Below are 15707 nucleotides of genomic sequence, written 5' to 3'. Positions count from 1 at the left end.
TACGGAGCATTCGATGGAAAGCTTCGAACTCGGCCACATGGAGCAGTTTTTCTCGGCGGTGGTGCTCACGCTGCCGAGGCTGTTCGCGATCTTTGCGGTGGTGCCTTTCCTGTCGGGCGGCATGATCACCGGCACCGTGCGCAACGGCATCCTGCTGATGCTTGCGATTTTCATGTCGCCGGTGGCGGGCGAGGTGCCGGCCGCATCGATGGCCACCTGGGTGTTCATCGCGGGCAAGGAGGCGCTGATCGGGGTATTGCTCGGCCTGGGCTTCGGTATCTTCATCTGGGCCATCCAGAGCGTGGGCGACCTGATCGACTTCCAGACCGGCTCCAGCAACGCCTCCTTCTTCGATCCGGTGGCGGGGCACGAGAACGGCGCGACCAGCGAGTTCCTGGGCTGGATGGTCATCACGCTCTTCGTGTCGGCCGGCGGGCTGCTCGCAATGCTGGGCGTGATCGTCGACTCCTACCGCATCTGGCCGGTCGGCTCCTTCTTTCCCAACCTGGGCCTGGTGCTCGAGCAGTTCGCGATCCGGCAGGGCGACACGTTGTTTCTCTGGATCGTGAAGCTGGCCTCGCCCGTCATCGTGGTGCTGCTGCTGGTGGAACTGGGCGTGGGCCTGGTGGGCCGGGTGGCGCCGCAGCTCAACGTGTTCGTGTTTGCGCAGCCGCTCAAGAGCCTGCTGGCCCATCTGATGATGTTGCTGTTCCTGTTCTTCGTGTACGAGTCGCTGCAGGACTTCCTGCGGCCCGAGAACGGCGTGCTCGATTTCCTGCGGTCCACGCTGTAGCGGGCGAAGCATGGCAGAGAAAGACCAGGACCCTACCGCCAAGCGCCTGCGCGATGCGCGCAAGCGCGGCGAGGTGGTGTTCAGCACCGACGTGGCCTCGACCGTGGTGTTCGTGGTGGTCGTGGTGTCCCTGTGGCTGGGCGGGCAACTCATCTACAACCTGCTGCGCGAGCTGTGGCTGCACGCGACCAGCACCACCCTGCTGACGGCGCCCGACGACCGCTTTGTCGAACTGCTGCTGCACACCGGCGAGACGCTGGTGTGGGGCACGCTGCCGATCATGGCCATTGCCGCCGCGGCGGGCATCGTGGGCTCGCTGTTCCAGGTGGGCGGCGTGGCAGCCTGGGAGCGCCTGAAGCCCGACGTGAACCGCATGAACCCGGCCGAGGGCCTGGCGCGCATCTTCTCGACGCGCAGCCTCATCAACCTGCTGAAGATGTGCACCAAGACTGCGTTGCTTGCCGTGCTGATGTTCGTGGTGGTGCGCGGCTTCGTCGATACGGCGCTGAAGCTGGGCTATGCGCGGCCCGAGGGAATCATGACGGCCGCGGCGCACATGGTGCTGGTTGCCTTTGGCTGGGCGGTGGTGATCTACGTCGTGATGGCCATGGTCGACTACGCGCACGAACACCACGAGTTCATGAAGAAGCAGCGCATGTCCATCGAGGAGATCCGCCAGGAACACAAGGAGATGGAGGGTGACCCCATCAACCGCTCGCGTCGCCGCTCGGCCCATTTCGAGGCGGTGTACGCGAGCCTCAACGACCGGGTGCGCGCGGCATCGGCGGTGATTCATTCGCCGCGCGTGGCCGTCGCCTTGCAATACCTCGGCGAGACCGACCTGCCGCGCGTGATCGCGCGCGGCGAGGGCGAGGTCGCCGCACAGATCCGGCGCTTCGCGAGCGAAGGATTGATACCGACCGAATTCGAGCCCGCGCTGGCCGAGCGCATCTACGACGAAGTGCCCGAAGACCAGCCGATCCCGCGCGCTCTCTATGCGCCGGTGGCAAAGCTGCTGCGCTGGGCGCAAGGCAGCGAATGAATCTCGATAAACCGACGATCGAAAGGAACCAGCCATGTTGATTGCCGATGGTGGAGGCAGCGTACGCGTGCCGGTGAACGTACCCAACCCAGTGAACACGGCGCAGCAGCCTGCGAGTTCGGCCGAGTCGGACGCCGCGGCCCGCGCGCGGGAGCTGCAGCGCCAGCTGGAGGCGCTCCTCGAGAAGCTGCGCGAGGCGCAGCGCCAGGCCGAGGAGGCCCGCAAGCGCGCCATCGAGGCGCAGAAAAAGGCCCAGCAAGCCAGGGAACACGCCGAAGCCATGGCGGAAAAGGCGCAGAAGACCAAGGACCTGGCCGAGGCCAACAAAGCCAAGAAGGCGCAGCAGGACGCCAAGCTGGAAGATGCGCGCGCCAAGGACGCCAGTGCCGACACCAACCTGAAGGACAAGAACGCTGCGCTGCTCAAGGCCGAGGTCAAGCAGAAGCGGGAGGAAACGAAGAGCTCGGATGCCAAGGCCTCCGCGGCCACCGACAAGAAGGTGCAGGACGCGAAGACCGAGCGCAACGATGCGCAGAAAACCAGCGACTTTTCAAAACTCTATCTCGACTCGCAGGAGAAGGAGAGCAAGGCGCAGGACGCGGAGGCCAAGGTTGTCGAGCTGACGCCCACGCCGGGCCGCCCGTCGGCCACCATCACCGACAAGGAGCGTACGGCGCTCGACAAGGCCGAGGAAAAGGCCAAGACGCTGCGCGGCGAGGCGGATGCCGCGACGAAGAAGTTCGGCAGCGAGATCGGCGAAGAGGCGAACACCGAGTTCTGGGGCGATCCGCCTGCGCCGGCCGGCACCGAGGGGCTGGCGGCCTCGGCCACCGACGATCCTCTGCAAACGCCGCTCACGCAGCTGCTGCAGGTCTCGCCGAAGGCCACTGCCAACCCGGCTGCCAACAACGGCCTGCTGTTCACTCCCACGCTGACCTCCGGCAGCACGGGCACCACCAGCAGCAGCCTGCTCGTACCGTCGTCCACCATCTCGTCTGGCACCGGCACGAACGCGACGTCGCCATTCAACACCTTCCTCAAGGCGCCCGAGCCGGTCGTCACGCCGCAGGTGAAGAAGACGCTTACGGACATCGCGGACGGAAAGAGCGTGGAGCAGATCGCAAGCGATCGCAAGATGCGCGTCGACCAGGTGATGTCCGAAGCCAACGCGGCGGGCGTCAAGATCACCACGGCCGCGCCGAAGGACGGCGTGCAGGCCACCACCATCCAGCGCGGCGACGCCTCGCTGACCTACAGTCGTGACGCGAAACAGGACACCCTTTCGGTGAAGGGCAGTCTCGCGGACCCGAAGGCGCCGTGCGGCCAGAAGACCGTCGACGCGAAGGAGGAGGGCAACGGGCGCTACAGCCAGACGACGAAGGACGCGAAGACCGGTGACACGGTCACCACCACCATCGACGGCGGCGCGGGCACGCGCACGGTGAGCGTGGTCGACGAGCACGGCCTGCGCACCGACACCACCACCTCGCTGACCGGCGCAGAGGTCACCCGCCCCGTGGGCGACTACGAAGGCTACCTCGAGGTGGCCAAGGCCGCGGGCCTGAAGCCCGAGCAGCTGCTGGCGCTGAACCCCGACGTGGACTACGGCAAGGCGCTCAAGCCGGGCCAGGAACTGGTCGTGGCCGGTGTGCCCACCACGGTCAAGACCTTCAACAAGGACGGCTCGACGCTCGAGAAGACCACTGCGAGCGACGGCACGCTGCAGGTGGTGGCCACGAGCGCGAGCGGCCGCCGCACGGTGCTGATGGGCGAACCCGACGCCAAGGACGGCCCGGGCGAGGGGGTGCGCAAGTCGATCTTCGACGACAAGAAGTCCGTGGCCGAAACCGCCAAGGCCATGGGCATGACGGAAGACGAAGTGCTCGCGGCGCTGCCCGAAGGCACGGTCGACGTGAGCAAGCCCAGCGCCGACAACGGCCACATCGAGACCCGCACGATTTACGATCCCGCCACCAACCGCCTGGTGGTCGAGAGGAACGACTTGAACCACGGCGGCGGCAGCCGCGAGGACATCGACGACAAGACCAAATACACGGTCATGCAGAAGGACCCGAAGACCGGCAAGTCCGAGCGCGTCGAGGTCAGCGGCGGCCTCGGCTACCTGCAGCACCAAGCCGAGGACAAGGCCAAGTACGCCGACAGCTACGGCCAGCAGATCAGCAACCTCGACAAGACGATTCACCTCTACAAACGCCTGGGCGAACCGGTGACCGACCTGGTCGAGCAGCGCAAGCTGCTGGTGTCGCAGCAGACCGATGCCCGCGGCGAGGCCACGATCGCCAACACCAAGGCCACCGCGGCGCTCACCAAGCAGCAGCAGGTGACGATCGACGAGCAGGCTCGCGTGGCCTACCAGAACGTCGCCTATGCGCGGCCCGGCAGCAAGGACCAGGCAGAAGCCATCAAGGCGCTGGATGACCGGCTCGATCTGCTGGACCATGTCGACCGGCTCGTCGACGTGGCCGACAAGGACGTGGACCTGGCCAAGGCCGGCGCCGACCAGGTGAAGAAGCAGGACGCCAAGACGCAGGCCGACGCGGACCTGGAGACGGAGTTCCAGAAATGGAAGCGCACCTGGCTGTGGAACGGCCTGGACGAAAAGGAGATCCAGAAGCGCGAGGCGCAGGGCGCAACTCCCCCCGGTCCGATGTACCGCAACGACGAGGAAGAAAACAAGGCGGCGTGGAAGGCCTTCGTCCAGCAGCAGGAGATGATGGACGAGCATGGCGAAAAATACCTCACCGATGCGGGTCGGCCCGCGCGCGACGCCTGGCTGAACCGCAACAAGGCCAGCGACGCGGCGCTGGATTCCGGCATCCGCTACGACAAGGCATCCATCGCGAGCGGCGGGGCCAATACCCACCTGACGCAGGGTGAGCTCGATCGGCTGCAGCAGAAGAAAGACGCCTGGGCCGACGCCAATCCGACGCTCTTGCCGGAGAACTTCAAGGACCAGGAGAAGATCGACACGCTCGCCAAGACCTTGGCGGACGGCAAGATCAGCGACCTCGAGGTCGGCGAGAACAAGAAGCACTCCGAGTACCTGAAGACGATGTCTGCGCCCGACCGCGCCGATCCCGAGGCGCTCAAGAAGGCCGAGGACAAATACACCGAGGACAACCGGGAAGCCACCACGAAGCTCAAGGGCCAGATCAAGGACATCTCGGAGCAGCACCTGCGCGACAAGGCGCTCGCGGTGGACAACTACATCACCCAGTGGGGCGAGCGCAATCCGAAGATCCAGAAAGAGCTGGACAGGCTGGGCACCGGCAACGATCAGCGCAACCTGAGGCCCGACTACCGCAGCCAGCAGACCCACAAGCTGCTGTCCGCGTCCGACCAGGGCAAGGAGCTCCAGTCGGCGATCGACCTGCGGTACGCGCTCACGGACCAGCTGCTGAAAATCGGGGACAAGGACGACGAGCGCCTAGAGAAGGATCTCGAGGGCATCAAGAAGGGCATCGAAGGGCACACCTGGGTGCGCGACGTCTGGGGCAGCATGGCCGGCGACTCGGCCGAAGACGCGAAGAACTACACGCAGGAGCAGCGAGACGATCTGCGCAAGCTGCGCGACGACCTCAGCGCGGGACGGATCTCGGTCTCTGAATACGCGCGCCGCGAGAACGAGTTCATGGACACCTACGACGTCGAGTCCGACAAGATGGCCGACCGGGTGCGCGACAGCGACGGCACCTGGAGCGTGGTGGACGACGCCGTGCGCATGACGGTCACGGCGGCCGCGGGCATCGCCGCCACCATTGCCTCGGGCGGCAACGTGGCCGTGGGGTTTGGCGCGGCGATGGCTGTCAGCGCGTTGTGGGACACCACGGGCGACGTCGTCGCCGCCGCGCAGGGGCGCGACATCTACGCCGACGGCCACACGTCGCTGTGGACGCTCGAAGCCAAGGCCCTGACCGGCAATGCAAGCTGGGACGACGTCAAGTTCACGCTCAAGGACGAGGTCGTCGATGCCGCCACCAACGCGGTCACAGCCACGGGCGTGGGCGCGGGCATCAAGACCAGCGCCTCGGTCAGCGCCAAGCTGCTGGCCAACGGAACGATGGTCGGCAGCAAGGGCACGCTGAACCTCGCGGGGCGCGCGGTGGTCGGTGCGCGGGCGGGTGTCACCTCGCAGGCCATCGACGGCACCGGCCGCGTGGCGGTGGAAATCGGCCGCGTCGGGCTCGACGGCAAGCTGGGCACGGAAGAGGGCAACAAGCGCATCGGCGCCACCTTCGTCAGTTCGGCGGCGGGCCTGGTCACCGCGCCGCTCACGGGCGGCGTGTCGGGCGCGATCCCGCTGTGGAAGGCGGTATCGCCGGCCGCGCAGGCGCAGGCGCAAGCCAGCGGCATCCCGGTCAAGCAGCAGCTGACCTACTTCGGACTCGGAGCGCAGTTCTTGAACGACGGCGCGGCGGGCCTCGGCACCGGCGACCTGATCTCGCTGGCCAACGAGGGCCGGCACATGAACCGCGGCGAGTTCATCGCGGCCTCGCTGCAGGTGATCCCGGGCACGCTCAACAACGTGGCGCTGCACCCGGCCATGGCGGCGCGTGCGCGCAGCCAGGCGCAGGCCGCGCAGAATGCGGCCCCCGCTCGGACGCTGCACGACGAGCTGGTGGTGACCGAGCTCACGCTGCCGCACCTGGTGAATGAAGACAGCCTCCTGCCCGCGCAGGTGTCGGACGCGATGGCGCCCGGCGGGCGTGTCGAGCTGCACGTCGCCGCCGATCGTCCGGACGGTCCGCTGCCGCGCAACGGCGAAGCCCCGGACATCGATCCCGACCAGTCGGCGGTGATCCACGAGCGGCTGCGCAGCGCGGGCTTCGATCAAATCCGCATCGAGCGCAACCCCGATGCCCCAGCCGGCGATCCCAGCTTCATCGTGCACGCCACGAAGGAAGGCGGAGAGATCCAGACCGACGGTGTTGTACCGCTGCTTTCGCGCACGGTGCCGACCGAACCCGAGGGCCAGGATTCGTCCAACACGGCCGATGCCCCGGACGGCAGCAACGGCCCCGACGGCCCGAACAACAACGACGGTTCCGACTACGCGCTGCCCCCGCCCGGCAGCAGCCTGCACACCGTGAGCTGGAACGGCACGCTCAAAGCCATCCTGCAATCGGGTGGGACGCTGCGCAACACCGCGTTCTACCTGCACGCCACGCCCTACGACGAGAACACCGGCATGGCGCTCAATGCCGCCGACGGCGGCCTGCCGCGCGCGGTGGACGGCGAGACGCCTGCGCAGCGCAAGGCCGCATACGCCGGCGCGGACAGCCCCGAGGCGCTGGCCGCGCTGCCGCCCGCGCGCTACACCACGCTCAAGGAGGCGATGGACGCCGCGCAGGTCGGCAACGGCGACCGCGGGCACGACAACATCGCGCTCGTCTACGAGCCCAAGCTCGGCGCGGATGGCCGGGTGCCGCCCGAAGCGGTGCTGGCCACGGTCCATCTCGACAAAACCGGAGACGGCCCCGCGACGCTGCGCGACGTTACGCAGAATCCGCGCAGCGACATTGCCGCCACGGTGGCGCTGCGGGTGAGCTATCCGGTCGTGCAGGCTGCGACGCGGGCTTCGGGCCTGATCCTGCCGGGCAGCGCGGCGCGGGACAACTTCCTGCACGTGCCCGACGACGCCACCGTCTACTACGTCGACAAGTCGAAGCGCGTCACGCAAATCCCGGCCAACGACCCGCGCGTCGCCCAGGCGCTCGAACGTGCGCAACAGGCGCGTGCGCGGCTGCTCGCGCTGCCAAGCCACGAGCAAGGCCTCGACCTCGACAGCCTGCAGGCGTGGCGCGAGCAGTCCGGCATGAAACCGGTCGACCTGCGTGTGGTCGGCCCCGGACAGCTGCCCGAGGGGCAGGGCATCTACCATCGCCGCGATGGCGTGGCACTGGTTCTGCGCGATCCCGCCATCGAAAGCCGGCACGGCACCGCGCCTACCCTGCGCACCGCCGCGCACGAACTTGCGCACGGCAACGAGGACCAGCGCAACGTGTTCGTGCTCAGGGACCACCAGGACATGAACACGCTGCGGCCCACGTACGTCATCGAGCCGATGTCGGGCTTCCTGCGCTTCGATCCTGCGCAGAAGCGCACGACCGGGCTGGCGCTCGAAGAGGCCTATGCCGAGCACAAGGCCCAGCAGTTCGACGAAGCGCTTTTCGGCCCGAAGTCCGGCGACGAGAGCTTCGATGGCCAGCTGGGCCGCTACAGACTCGAGGATGGAAAGAGCCTCGACCACGGCGCCTATACCGCCGTCACTCTCGACGCGATGCTGCGAATGAATCCCGAGATCGGCGCTCTGATGGAGCGGGCGCGCTTTTCGAGCGCGGCGCGCGAGCAGCTCATCTCGGTGCTCGGCGAGAAGCTCGATGCCTTCTACGCCCATCGCGGCGAAGACCTTTCCACGCGCTCGCACCAGGACTGGGCCGAGCAGCTCTACGACGCCGTGCGGCACAACCGGTCGATGCCGGCGGCGGCCGGCGAAGGCCCGGCGCCCGAGGGGCCGGTGACGCTGAACAGCCGCCCGGTGCAGCGCGCAGCCAGCGCCGGCGACGACGGCCTGCCGCTCAAGCCTTCGGCCTTCGGCACCGATGGTGACTGGATGGCTGCCGCGCTGCATCTCGAAGACACCATCGCGCAGCAGCGCGAGGCTGGCCAGGCCGGCAAGCTGCCGCCCGGCATGATCCTGTCGGACGCCGACAAGGCCGTGACGCGGGCGCTCCTGAAGAACCCGGCGCCCGAGTCGCAGGAGTGCTTCGTGGTGTCGGCCCGGCCCCCCAGCAAGGGCATCTTCGGCGGCGACGACGTGCGCGCCAAGCGCAAGGAAGTCTTCGACACGATCGAGAAGGCGCAGGATGCCGTGTCCAAGCGCAACGATGGCGCATGGATCTACCGTGTCGCGCCCGAGGGCGGCATCGGCGAGATGACCCGCGTCGGCAAGGCGCGCTCGCACAACATCCTCGGAGCGTTCTACGTCAACAAGGACAAGAGTGTCTTCCCCGTCGGCATCGCGAACCCGCAGTTCGACCGCTGGGACTTCACGGCCACGGCCCCGACTGGCCACCCGCACGTCTACAACGCCGCGCTCACGATGCCGGTCGGCCGCCCGGCCGAAGGCATCTTCCGCCAGGGCGGCATCGAGGAGGGCGCCGATGCGGCCACGGCGGCCATCGACCGTGCCGTGGCCGAGGGCCGCGCGCCGCGCGTGATGATCGCCGCCGGCTACACGATCGAGAACGGCCGCGCCGAAACCAGCGGCCCCGGCGGCGCGGCAGTGGCCGGCAAGGCGGCGCGCCTGTACGCGGGCCAGATGCACGGCGTGGATGCCCAGGTCACCTACGTGGCCGCGGGCCGCCGGCAGCGCAAGGTACTGCAGGCCGCGCTCGAGGCGCTCGGCGAGCGCAAGGGCGAGCACTACGAGATCGTGAGCTTCAACGCGCGCGGCAAGCGTGCCGAGTGGCGCTCCGCCAGCCTGCTCAGGCGCCACCAGCCCGACCTGCTGATGGGCTTCGACGTGCCCGGCCGCACCGAGAAGGGCGAATACCACAACAGCCATGGCCACGCGATCGGCTACCACACCGCCGCGCGCGACCAGCTCTTCATCGACGCCACGCGCAACGACCGCATCACCACCGTGGCCGGCTTCGACCTCGGCAACGAGGTGGGCGGCGGCCATCCCGACGTGCACACGCGCGTGCAGCCCGCGCCAAACGGCACCCCCATCGCCTCGATCGTCACAGCCGACGTGGCGATGACGGGCGGGCGCACCAACTGGGTCGGCTATGCCTTCGGCACCGAGGTGCTGAGGCGTGCTGGTGCCTTGAGCGCGGTCCCCGACGAACGCGCCGTCCGCGGCATGGTCATGGGCATGATGAAGGCCGGCGGCGTGGACAGCGAGACCCGCAGCCGCGTGCCGTTCGAGGTCGATTCGCGCGGGCGGACCTCGGGCGTGGGCGGCATGTCGCCCGACGTCGAGGCCGCGGTGGCCGCGATGCTGCGGGTCCGCGCCGAGAAGATCCAGATGGCGCCGCCCATCGACCTGCGCGGCGTGCGGCTGCGGCTCGGCGTGTTCGATTCGGGCTCGGGCGGCATCATTGCCGCGGCAGAGATCAAGCGAGTGGTCGAAGAGACCACGGGCGCGCGCGTTGACCTGGTGATGGTGGGCGACCACGGGGCGGGCACGTACGGCGGCAAGCCGAAGAAGGCAATCGCCGACCACACGCTGCTCGGCCTGCAGACGCTCGACAAGCTCGGCGTCGACTTGATCGTGATGGCTTGCAACACGGCCTGCACCTCGGGCAAGGGCGACTACGCGCGCAACATCAAGGCGCCAGTGATCGACCTGATCGACAGCACGCGCGCGTTCCACAAGGGCTTGGTGAAAGACGGCGAGCGCGTCGTCGCCTTCTCCACGCAGAAGACGGCCGAGCTTCCGCTGCTGTCGGACCCGAGCGTGGACGGGGTCTACACCGACAAGAATGTCGTGCCCGTGGGCGGCACCGACAACAAAGGCAACCTCGACGTGGCCTCGCTGGTGAACCGCTTCATGGCTGACCCGATGAACAAGGAGATGCGGGTGCTGATGCAGGAGGCTGCCAACCACTACGTGCGCAAGATCCTCAAGGCCGACCCCGACGTGACGACCATTTCGTGGTGCTGCACGCACTATCCCGAGATGGAGCCGTTCTTCACCAAGGCGCTTGCCGACCCGGCGATCCGGCCCCAGGAGAACGCCAGGCCCATCAAGATGGTCAATCCCATGAGCAACCAGGCGCTGGAAGCCATCAAGGTGGCGCAGAAACTGCCGCCGGGCACGGGCACCGGCCCCAGCCGCGCCATCGGCATCACCACTGCGGTGGAAGACAAGACGACATCGATCAAGCCGCCCGAGCAGAAACAAGTCGACCAGAAGGAGGTGCTCGACACGCTGCACATCGCACTCCAGCGCGACGACGTCACGCTGGTGCCACTGAAGGAACTGGGCGAAGACGTCGATGTCGAGCTGGCCCAGCGCCTGCTCGACCAGGACGAGGCCGGCGATCCCATCGACGCGCTGCAGGCCTTCGATCCCTCGGGCCGCGGCTTCCCGATCCACGTGCCGGGCGGCGCGTATGCCGCGGCGAAGATGCTCGGCGACGCCGGCAAGATCGCGGTGGTGGCGGGCTTTCCGATCCGCACCGCCGCCGGCCGCGTGGCGCCCGAGTCGGACAGCACCAAAGGGGCGGCGGTGCTGGCCGCCGGCCTCGCCAAGCTCGGCAAGGACACGACGTGCATCACCATTCCCGCCAACGTCAAGCCGCTGAAGGCGGCGCTCGCGGTGCTGGGACGCGACGACATCGACGTGCGGGCCTTCGGCCTGAAGATCGGCCCGCACGCCGAGGGCGAAGCCCTGCGGATGCTGCGGGCTCTCGACCCCGACGCGATCATCAGCGTGGAGGCGCCCGGGCGCGATGCGAAGGGCGAGTACTGGAGTTCCACCGGCGAGCGCGTCACCGACCACGTGGCTGCGCTCGATGAATTCTTCTATGCGGCGCGAACGATCAACGAGGGCCGCGCCGACGGCGCGAAGATCAGGCAGCTCGCGGTCCTCGACGTGGGCAACGAGGTCGGGGGCGGCAACGTCGACAAGCGCGTGCGCCGTGCACCCGACGGCCAGCGCATCGCATCCGAAGTCACGGTGGACCAGCTCGTGACGGCCGGCGTCGGCAGCTGGGGCGCTGATGCGACCCTGGCCGCGCTCGAGGTGCACCACAACCGCACCGACCTGCTGCCTTCGGCCGACGAGGTGCGGCGCGTGATGCGCGCCATCACGCGCGAAGGCGGCGTGGACAGCCAGTCGCGCACCGGCATCGATCATGCCGCCGGCTACGATCCGACGGTTCATGTGGGCGTGGCCGAGCTGTATCGCCAGGCGGCGCTCGAAGTCAAGGCCGACGGCGGCCCGGACACCGGCGGCGTGGCGCCGCCCAAGGGCGGTACGCCGAAACCCGGCGGTCCGCGTCCGGCCGAGCCGCAGAGCGCCGCCTTCCGCGGCGACGAATGGCCTGCCGTGCACGCCAGGCTCACGAGCGGCGGCTTCGGCAACGAGAACATCTACGTCTACCGCGTGAAGGGCCAGCCCGACCTGTACGCCGACCCGGCTGCCACGGCCGACCTCACGGCGCAGCAGATCAACGGCGCCGGACGCGTCGCGCAGGGCACGAGCACGGTGCGCTGGTACGGCAACAGCACGCCGGGCCGGGGCGTGGGCGGCCTGATGCCCCGGCGCGAGATGGGCGCCAAATTCGGCCTGGAGCCCAAGGGCGACAAGGAGACGGTCTACCGCATCAAGAACCGCGAGACGGCCGACATCACCTTCCAGACCGAGAAGCCCACGGCCGAGCAGCGCGCGGATCCGAACCTGCTGATCCGTTCGCGCAAGGTGCGCCCGCCGCGCGAGGCCACGCCGCAGCCGGTCGAAGACTGGTTCATCGTCTCGAACCAGTCGCCCACGCGCACCAACGCGGCCAACGGGCTGCGCAACGTGACGCGCGGCAACGACGAGTTCAAGCTCGGCGTGGTCGAGAAGACGCACGGGCCGGCCACCGGCTGGAGCACCGGCAAGGTCATCAAGCGGCAGATCACGCTGGGACTGGTGGCCGCGGTGGGTATCAGCGGACTGAACCTTGTGAGCCCGATCGATACCGGCCACGACGTGCCGAGCGGCGTCGTTGGGCTGCCGCGCAATCCGATCGCGTCGTCGACGCCGCATGCACACGACACGCCTTCCTTCCGCGCCACGCCGGAGGCCTTCTCGGTGCCGGCCGAAGTCACGCTCGGCATGGCCTGGCACCAGCAGGGCCAAGCCGATCTGCTGGCCCGGCAGCCCGGAGCCGATCCGGCCTCGGCGAAGGCGCTGCAGGACACGGCCGACAGCCGCTGGGGCGCGTTCTCGGCCGAGATGCTGAAGACCATCCGCAACGACGTACAGCAGGGCGCGAACCCGGTGGCTGCGGCCAACCGGCAGCGCGCTCAGCTGCTTTCCATGGGCCGGCTCGATGTGCACAGCGACAACGCGGTGCGCGGTGCGCTGCGCGACTCCGGTCTGCTCAAGGGCGCCACCGCCGACGTGGAGGCGCAGATGGATTACGCCAAGCTCGTGGCCGATCACCCCGCGTTCATCAACGACAAGAGCCGCGAGCTCGCCCGCACCGATCCGGCCGCCTTTGCCGCGGCCTCGCTGATCGCGATCGGTCCCGACGGTGCGGCATTCAACACCGCGGTGAAAAACAATGCCGCCATGCTGGGCCGCCTGCATTCCGAGGCCGTGGTGAAGGAGCGGCTGGCCGACGGCGACGTGGCCGGCGCCGCCAAGGAGGCGCGCCTGCGGCTCGACGTGAGCGCCACGCCGGCCGAGCGCGACAAGGCGGCCGCGACGCTGCTGCCGCTGTTCAAGCCGGAGCGCACGCGGGCGCTCGACCTGCTGGCCGGCATGCAGATGCAAGACGTCGGCGACTACCTCGCGCAGTACCGCGACGCGCCGCCTGAAATCGCACAGCCGATGGCGCAAGGCATGCTCGAACTGCTGCAGAAGAACCTGCCGCGCCCGAGCGACGACCTGTCCAGCATGTCGCAGTTCGACCATCTCGTCGAAGGCCTGTCGATCATGGCCGAGGCGGCCGACGCGCGCACGCCCACCTCGGCGTTCTCCGAACGTTTTGCTGCCGAGCTGATGAAGGGGCGTTTTGCCGACCGGCCGGAGTTCGTCGTCACGCTGCAGCGCGGCGTGGAGCGCGCGGTGGAGCAGGGCGGCGCGAAGCTGCCGGTCGAGCTGGCGAATGCGCTGGAAAAGCACGGCCACGGCGATATGCGCGACAGCGTGCTCGCGGGCATCGACAAGGGCTTGCAGGCGCAGAACAAGCACCTGGGCGAGGCCATCGGCAATCTGCGAGGCACCGCCGGCTACAACGCCACCGGCGCCTCGATGGCCTTCTATGTGGCGAATTTTTCCGACGGCACGCCCCAGGGCGTTGCCAACGCCATCGCACAGTACCGGCGCGTGAACCCGGAGGTGGCGGGCAAAGTCGACGATGCCACCCGCGTGATCGGCGAGTGGGGCCGCACGCTGCACCAGACCCAGGAGAGCCTGAACGGCCTGCGCGTCGGCGCAAAGGGCAGCGAGGCCGAGCAGGGCCTGGAGGGCACGGTGGTCAAGGTGTACGACAGCGACGACGTGAAGCTGGCCATCAGCCAGAGCCCGCAAGTGCGCCAGGAGCTGCTGAGCCGCGCCTCGCAGGGGGTGCCCGATCCGCGCACCATGACCGAGTACCTGATCAACCCGGTGATGTTCGTGACGCGCCACGTCTCGGGCACCACCCGCATGGTGTGGTCGATGCTGGCCGACGCGCAGTTCAACGGCATGGTGAACGAGCCCGTGCGCTTTGCGGCGCGCTGGGATGCCTTCAAGCTGAAGACCGAGCGCATGGCGAACGTGCTGGGCCTGAACGCAAACGAGGTGCGCCAGGGCACCGCGCTGGTGGACAAGTACGTGGGATTGGTCCAGAAAGTGGACCCGGACCTGTCCGATGCAGCGCGCATCAACGCGTACGCGCGCCTGGGCGGTGAGCTCGACGGCGAACTGCAGAAGCTGCTGGGCGTGGGCGCGAAGACCATCAACAACGCGACCAACGCCAACACCGCCTTCGGGCAGGCGCTGCGCTGGGTGGCCAATGCGGGCTTCGTCACGCACAACATCAGCACCGAGATCACGAACTTCCGTCCGATGGCCGACGGGGTGCAGGACTACACGCAGTGGTACCACCGCATCTACGCGCCGACGCAGGCCTTCTTCATGGCCAAGCCGTACACCACGCTGATGGCCGAGCGCTCGCTCGCCGGCAACCGAGTGATCGACGGCGCGGCGGCGGACATCGAGGGCAAGATGGCCTGGAAGTACGTGTTCGGTCTCGGCACGGCGGGCGTGGGTGCGGCCGACCTCTCGCTGGCCTTCGGACAGAAGGACACGGTGCCGGCCTGGGTGACGTACACCAACGTGGGCATGGGCGTGGGCGGCCTGGTGGACGGCGGCGTGGGCCTGGTCAACGTCACGGGCACGGCGCTGACACGCGCGGGTGCGGTCGAGCTGGGCTCGCTGCTGGCCATTCCGGCCGAGGCCGCGACCATCGGCGGGCTGGCCGTGGCCGTGTTCACCGGCATCAAGCAGTTCTACAACATCGCCCACCACTACGACCAGGTCGACGCGCGCGAGATGCAGCGCGACCCGGCGCTGCGCAACGTGCTGAAGGACAGCGGCTTCTCCGACGCGCAGACCCGCGCCATGCTCGACTGCACGCACGAGGGCGTGTCGCCGATGGTGGCCTGGAACGCCTTGATGAAGTCCGAGGGCAAGACGGTGGACGAGGGCCTGCAGCTGCTGCGCGACCGGCTGGCGAAGGACGGCCCGCAGGGCATTCCCGCCGCCGAATGGACCCGCGTCATGCACGGGCTCACCGACCGCAGGATGAATGACAACGACGGCAGCTTTCCGGCGAACGATCCGAACTCGGCGCAGGCCGGGCAGATCGTGGTCCGGGAGATGCCTACGCGCGGCGGTACCGTGACTTCGAAATCGATGGTTCTGCCGCAGAGCATCGAGGGCCTGGAAAACTACGCGCGAGAGGCCTGGAACCTGCGCGTCTGATTCACCCGGGCCCCTGCATGTGAGCCGAAAGATGTAGCACCGGCGCCGCCCCGGTGCCGCATGGCCGTGCCGGGCTTCGTCCGGCGGCACGGCCATGCATTTGCGTTATGGCGCATGCCGCAATTGCCATTGGTGCCGCTCTGCGGGCACTTCTAGACTGG

Annotated in this window: 3 protein-coding genes; all 3 read left to right on the top strand. The window is 68.4% G+C overall.

From position 1 onward, the window contains the following. Positions 1-13: 13 nt before the first annotated feature. From sctT to ACAM55_RS11695, 3 genes are read left to right on the top strand one after another with little or no spacing between them, the layout of a single operon-like run. A complete protein-coding gene (gene sctT, locus ACAM55_RS11705) occupies positions 14-793 on the top strand; it encodes a type III secretion system export apparatus subunit SctT (RefSeq protein ID WP_369656155.1) in 780 nt (259 codons plus the stop codon). Between the two features lie 10 nt (positions 794-803). After that, complete coding sequence (locus ACAM55_RS11700; protein WP_369656154.1) at positions 804-1835, top strand: EscU/YscU/HrcU family type III secretion system export apparatus switch protein; 1032 nt, start codon at positions 804-806, stop codon at positions 1833-1835. 34 nt (positions 1836-1869) lie between these two features. Continuing rightward, a complete protein-coding gene (locus ACAM55_RS11695) occupies positions 1870-15546 on the top strand; it encodes a glutamate cyclase domain-containing protein (RefSeq protein WP_369656153.1) in 13677 nt (4558 codons plus the stop codon). Positions 15547-15707 lie beyond the last annotated feature (161 nt).

The sequence above is a fragment of the Variovorax sp. V213 genome (genome assembly GCF_041154455.1).
Lineage (GTDB): Bacteria > Pseudomonadota > Gammaproteobacteria > Burkholderiales > Burkholderiaceae_C > Variovorax.
Note: the sequence above shows the minus strand (reverse complement) of the source record. Positions and strands in the feature narration are given on the sequence as shown.